Source organism: Kitasatospora sp. NPDC056800, assembly GCF_042789775.1.
Classification (GTDB): domain Bacteria; phylum Actinomycetota; class Actinomycetes; order Streptomycetales; family Streptomycetaceae; genus Kitasatospora.
The window spans coordinates 38,254-44,293 of sequence record NZ_JBHUAL010000049.1; the positions used below are offsets into that span (position 1 = coordinate 38,254).

2 protein-coding genes are annotated in these 6,040 nt (G+C 72.7%); both read right to left on the bottom strand.

The window, feature by feature from the left end; genetic code table 11:
* Positions 1–22: 22 nt before the first annotated feature.
* Positions 23–1,324, bottom strand: coding sequence for an MFS transporter (locus ACFRQN_RS13990; RefSeq protein WP_074004955.1), 1,302 nt, complete (start codon positions 1,322–1,324; stop codon positions 23–25).
* A gap of 156 nt (positions 1,325–1,480) precedes the next feature.
* Positions 1,481–6,040 (bottom strand): amino acid adenylation domain-containing protein (locus ACFRQN_RS13995; protein ID WP_380740469.1); only part of this gene is annotated, 4,560 nt, incomplete at its 5' end.

The window sequence follows — 6,040 nt, forward strand, 5'->3', positions numbered from 1 at the left end:
CCCGAACCTTCCGCGACAAGCTCTACCGCACCGCCTCGACCGCTTCCGGCTCGGCCTGCGGCCGGTGCCCGGGCAGCTGCCCGGTCGGCAGGTCCCGGTGGCGGCGGATCGGGGAGCAGTAGAGGAAGAGGGCCGCCGCCGGTACGCCCGCGGTCAGGATCCACAGGGCCGGGCGCAGGCCGAGCCAGGTGCCGAGCGCGCCCCCGAGCAGGGCGCCCAGCGGCATCGTCCCGTAGTTGAGGAACGCGGAGCTCGCCACGAGCCGGCCGAGCACGGCGCTCGGGACGTAGCTCTGGACGAACCCGGACTTGATGACGTTGCCCGCCACGATGCCGATCGCCACCCCGCTGTAGGCGAGGACGATCATCAGCAGGCCCCACCCGGGGCCGGCCAGCGGGATGAGCAGGGCCAGCGCCGGCAGCACCAGCTCGAACACCAGCAGGGCGCGTCCGCTGCCCAGCCTGGCACTGACCCGACGCACGACGAACGCCCCCAGCACACCGCCGATGCCGCTGACCATCGCGAGGCTGCCGATCTCGCCGGAGGACAGGCCGACCTCACGGACCAGGAAGACGACCATGAGCGACTGGTACCCGGTCAGGGCGAGGTTGGACGCCGCTCCGAAGAGCGCCAGGCTCCGCAGGAAGGGGTCGCCGAAGAGCAGTCCCAGCCCCTCCCGGATCTCCTTGGCCATGGCGCCGCGCGGCCGTTGGACCCGCTCGGGCGCGGACTCCCGGTGCCGGATGGCGACCAGGCAGAGGGTCGCCAGCAGGAAGGTCGTCGTGTTGACCAGCATCCCGTTGGCGGCGCCCGCGAGTTGGATGAGCAGGCCGCCGCAGCCGAGCCCGGCGATCTGCGCCGCGGAGGCGCTGCCCTGGAGCTTGGCGTTGCCCTCGGCCTGGTCCTCCGGTTTCACCAGGTCCGGCAGGTAGGCGGTGTACGCGGTCTGGAAGAACACCGTGGCGGCGCCCGCGAGCAGGGCCACGAGCAGCAGTTGGGTCACCCCCAGCACTCCGGCCCACGCCGCGACCGGAACGCTGGCGAAGAGCGCGAAGCAGATGACGTTGGCCCAGAACATCACCTGCCTGCGCCGCAGCCGGTCCACCCAGACGCCCACCGGAAGGCCGATGACCAGCCACGGCACCCAGGGCGCCGCGCTCAGCAGACTGACCTCGAAGGTGTCGGCGTGCAGGGTCGACACGGCGATCAGCGGAACGGCGAGGACCGTGACCGACTGGCCGAAGCGCCCCGCCGTCTCGCCTAACCAGAGGAGCCGGAAGTCCCGGTGGCGGCGGAGCAAGCCGCCACGTGTGCCGTTGCCCATTGAACGCTCCGATCTGTCGCGGTAGGAAATCCGAACTGCCCGGAGCCGCCCACTGGTTGCGTCCCCTCCGGCACCCCGCGGCCGACGCCGGCGCGGGGAGCAGGACCGCCGCGCGGCCCGTACGCCGGTCGGCGCACGGGCCGCCGGCCCCGCCGGCTAGGACCGGTCGCGCCCGCCGGCCAGCCAGGCGGCGAGAACGGGGCCGATCTGGGCGAGCTGATCGGGCCTCGTCATTTCACCATGCCGCCCGGTCACCCGGTGCACCTCGATCCGACCGGTGACGTGGGCCCGCCAGTCCTCCGGCCGCACCGGGGGGCGCGGCTCCTCCCTGGTCGCTTCGAAGAACAGCACATCGCCCCTGAACGTACGGGACTTGAAGGAGTCCAGCACCGCGATGTTCGCGAGGAAGACCCTGGCCATCGCCTCCAGCGCGGCGTCGCCGAGCAGGGCGAACGGACCGTCCGCGGCCCGCGCGGACTCCGGGTCGTGGCCGAGCGACTCCAGGAGCGCCCGGACGGCCTCCGCACCGGTCAACTCCCGGGCCGGTTCGGCCGATCCGCCGCCGCCCCCGCTCGGGAAGCTGTCCATCAGGGTGAGCGCCTCGACCTCCTCGCCCTCCTCCTGCAACCGGACGGCGAGTTCGTGCGCCACGACCCCGCCGAACGACCACCCCAGCAGCGCGTACGGGCCCTGCGGCTGGACGGAGCGGATCAGCGCCAGGTAGTCGTCGACCATGGCGTCGAGGCCGGCCGGAACGGCCTCGGGGGCCAGCAGGCCGCGGGCCTGGAGACCGTACAGGGCACGGCCGCCGTCGAGGTGGCGGAGCAGGCCCGAGTAGACCCAGCTGACGCCGGCCGCGGGGTGTACGCAGAACAGCGGCCGGGCCGCCGGGCCGCTGCTCCTGCGCAACGGCAGCAGGGTGGCGAACGCGCCGTCCCCGTCCCCCGCGTCGTCCAAGCGGCCGGCGAGCGCGGCGACGGTGGGGGCGTCGAAGACGTCCCGGATGCCGATCTCGGCGCCGAGGGCGGTGCGGATCCGGCCGATCAGCCGGGCCGCGAGCAGCGAGTGCCCGCCCAGGAGGAAGAAGTCGTCGTCGATGCCCACCGACGGCACCCCGAGGACCTCGGCGAAGACCGCGCACAGGATCTCCTCCTGCGCCGAGCGCGCGGCCCGTCCGCCGCCTCCCGCACCGGCGACCGGCGCGGGCAGCGCCCGCTGGTCCAGCTTGCCGTGCGAGGTCATCGGCAGGTCCGCCAGCACCACGACCGCCGACGGCAGCATATGCCGCGGCAGACGGCCCGCGGCGAAGCGCTGAAGCTCCTCCGGGTCGGCCGCCCGGTCGGCGACCGGCACCACGTAGCCCACCAGGCGCTTCTCCCCCGGCTGGTCCTCGCGCACCACCACGGCGGCCTGCGCCACCGCCTCGTGCGCCATCAGCACCGCGGCGACCTCGCCCGGCTCGATCCGGAAGCCCCGGATCTTCACCTGGTCGTCCGCGCGGCCCACGTACTCCAGGGCACCGTCGGCGCGCCACCGCACGAGGTCGCCGGTGCGGTACATCCGCTCGCCCGCCGCACCGAACGGATCCGCCACGAAGCGCTCGGCCGTCAGACCCGGCCGGCCCAGGTAGCCGCGGGCGAGGCTCTCCCCGGCGATGTACAGCTCGCCGGGAACGCCCGGCGGGACCACCCGCAGTCGGCCGTCCAGGACGTAGAGCCGGGTGTTGCGGATCGGCCGGCCGATGACCGGCCGCTCGTACTCGCCGATCACGGCGTTCGTGCTGTACACGGTGCACTCGGTGGGACCGTACTGGTTGTTGGCGGTGACCCCGGCCCGCCGCAGAACATCCCACAGCGCCTCGTCGACGGCCTCACCGCCGACGTCCACGATCCGCGGGCGGGAGGCGCGCTGCTCGGAGAGCATCCCCAGCTCGACCAGCTGCCGGCAGTAGGTCGGGGTCGTCTCCAGGTAGTCGATCCGCTCGCCGTCGATGTAGTCGACCAGGAGCTCCGGCGTCCGGCGCGTCTCGTCGTCCACCAGGTGCAGCTCGTGGCCGTCCAGCAGCCAGAAGAGCAGCAGCCAGCTGGCGTCGAAGGTCGTCGCCCCGATCATGGCGGCCCGCAGGGGACGGCCGGCCGAGGCGATGTCGGCCCGGTAGACGTCCTCCCGGTGGCTGTGGACGAGGTTGGCGAGGGAGCGGTGCTCGACGAGCACGCCCTTCGGCGTCCCCGTCGACCCGGAGGTGAAGATGGCGTACGCCGCGTGCTCGGGACGCAGGGGCGCGAGCCGGTCGGCGTCCGACACGTCGGCGTCGGACCGGTGGGCCAGCTCGGCGCCCAGCGACGGCTCCGCCAGGTCCAGCAGGTGCGGCACCCGCCCGGCCAGACCGGCGAAACGCTCGGCGGTGTCCCGACCGGTGATCACCAGGCCGGGGCGGCAGTTGTCGAGCATGTACCCGACCCGCTCGACCGGGTACTCCGGGTCGACCGGGACGTAGCAGGCCCCGGCCTTCAGGATCGCCAGCAGCGAGACGACCAGGTCCGTACCCCGCGGGAGCAGGACGGCCACGGACTGCTCCGGCCCCACCCCGCGGTCGATCAGCAGCCGCGCCAGGCGGTTCGCTTGCGCATTGAGCTCACGGAACGTCAGAACCTCGCCCTGGAAGACGAGCGCGGTCGCGTCCGGCGTCCGCCGGACGTGCCCCTCGAAGACCTCCGGGACCAGCCCGGTGTCCGCTGGGACGCGCGTGGTGTCGTTCCACTCGACGAGGATCTGCCGGCGCTCGGCCGGGCTCAGGATGTCGACCGCCTCGATCGACTGGTCCGGGTCCGCGACCAGGGCGGTCAGCAGCCGGAGCAGGCGGTCCGCCAGCAGGGCCATGGTGTCGCGGTCGAAGAGCTCGGTGGCGTAGTGGAGAACGGCGAGGATGCCGGAGGGAGCGCCGGCGGCGTCGCGGCTCTCGACGCAGGTGAGGTTGAGGTCGAACTTGACGGGCGGCATCCCGAAGGACTCCGGCTGGGCGGTGAGGCCCGGGAGTTGAAGGGTGCCCTCGTCGTTGTTCTGCAGGACCAGCATCACCTGGAACAGCGGATGCACGGAGCTGGAGCGAACGGGGTTCAGCTCCTCGACGAGCCGCTCGAACGGCAGGTCCTGGTGGGTGAACGCCGCCAGGTCGGTGTCCCGGACCCGGCCCAGCAGGTCGCCGAAGCTGGGGGCATCCGAGAGGTCCGTCCGCAGGACCAGGGTGTTGACGAAGAACCCGACCAGGTCGTCCAGCGCCTGGTCCGAGCGTCCGGCGACGACGGTGCCGATGGGGATGTCCGTGCCGGCGCCCAGGCGGGACAGCAGAGCCGCCAGGGCCGCGTGCAGGACCATGAAGAGCGTCACGCCGTGCCGACGCGCCACCGCGTCCAGTTCGGCGTGCAGCTCGGGGCCGACGTGGAACTGCAGCAGGTCGCCCTCGTGCGAGGCGGTGGCGGGGCGGGGCCGGTCGAAGGGCAGAGCCACTTCCTGCGGCGAACCCCTCAGTGCTTCGGACCAGTAGGCGAGTTGCTGGTCCATGGTGTCGCCGAGCTCGTTGTGCTGCCAGAGGGTGTAGTCCGCGTACTGGACGGCCAGCGGCTCCCAGTCGGGGACGAGGCCGGCCAGGCGGGCCCGGTAGGCCGAGGCGATGCCCGACCAGAGCGGACCGGAGGACCACCCGTCGCTCGCGATGTGGTGCAGGGTCAGGACCAGGACGGACTCGGTCGCGCCGAGGGTGAACAGGGCCACCCGCAGAGGGAGTTCGGCGGAGAGGTCGAAGGCGGTGAAGGCCTCGGCCTCGATCCGCCCCGCGGCCTCGTCCGCCGTGCACGGCTCGACCCTGAAGGGCACCTGGACGTCCTGGGCGGGCAGGACCAGCTGGCGGGGCTGGCCGTCGATCGCGGGGTAGATCGTCCGCAGGGCCTCGTGGCGGCCGACCACGTCGCCGATCGCCCCGCGCAGGGCCTCGACGTCCACCGATCCGTGCAGGCGGAAAGCGAACGGGCTGTTGTAGGTGGCAGAGGCGCCTTCGAGCTGGTCGAGGAACCACAGCCGCTGCTGGGCGAACGACAGCGGCAGCACCTCCGGACGCTCCCCCGCCACCAACGCCGGACGGGCCGGACGGCCCTCCTTCAGCTTCTCCATCACCCCGACGACGGTCGGGTTCCGGAAGAGGTCGCGGATGCCGAGCTCTGCGTTCAACGTGGTGCGGATGCGGCTGATCAGGCGCGTCGCCAGGAGCGAATGGCCGCCCAGAGCGAAGAAGTTGTCGTCGATACCCACCGACGGAACCCCGAGGACCTCGGCGAAAAACGCGCACAGGATCTCCTCCTGCGCCGTCCTCGGACCACGATGCCCCTGCACCTCCACAGCCTCGACCGCGCCGGCCCGGGCCCGCTCCGCCCGGCTGAGGAAGTACCGCTCCTGCTCGGGAGAGTCGAACACCTCCCAGCTGGACACCGGAACCTCCGGATCCCCGACGGCCACCCCGAGCAGCCGGATCAGGCGGTCCGCCAGCAGGGTCATGGTGTCGCGGTCGAAGAGGTCGGTGGCGTAGTGGAGAACAGCGAGGATGCCGGAGGGCGCGTTGGCGGCGTCGCGGTTCTCGACGCAGGTGAGGTTGAGGTCGAACTTGGCGGGTGGCGTCCCGAAGGACTCGGGCTGGGCGGTGAGGCCCGGGAGTTGGAGGGTGCC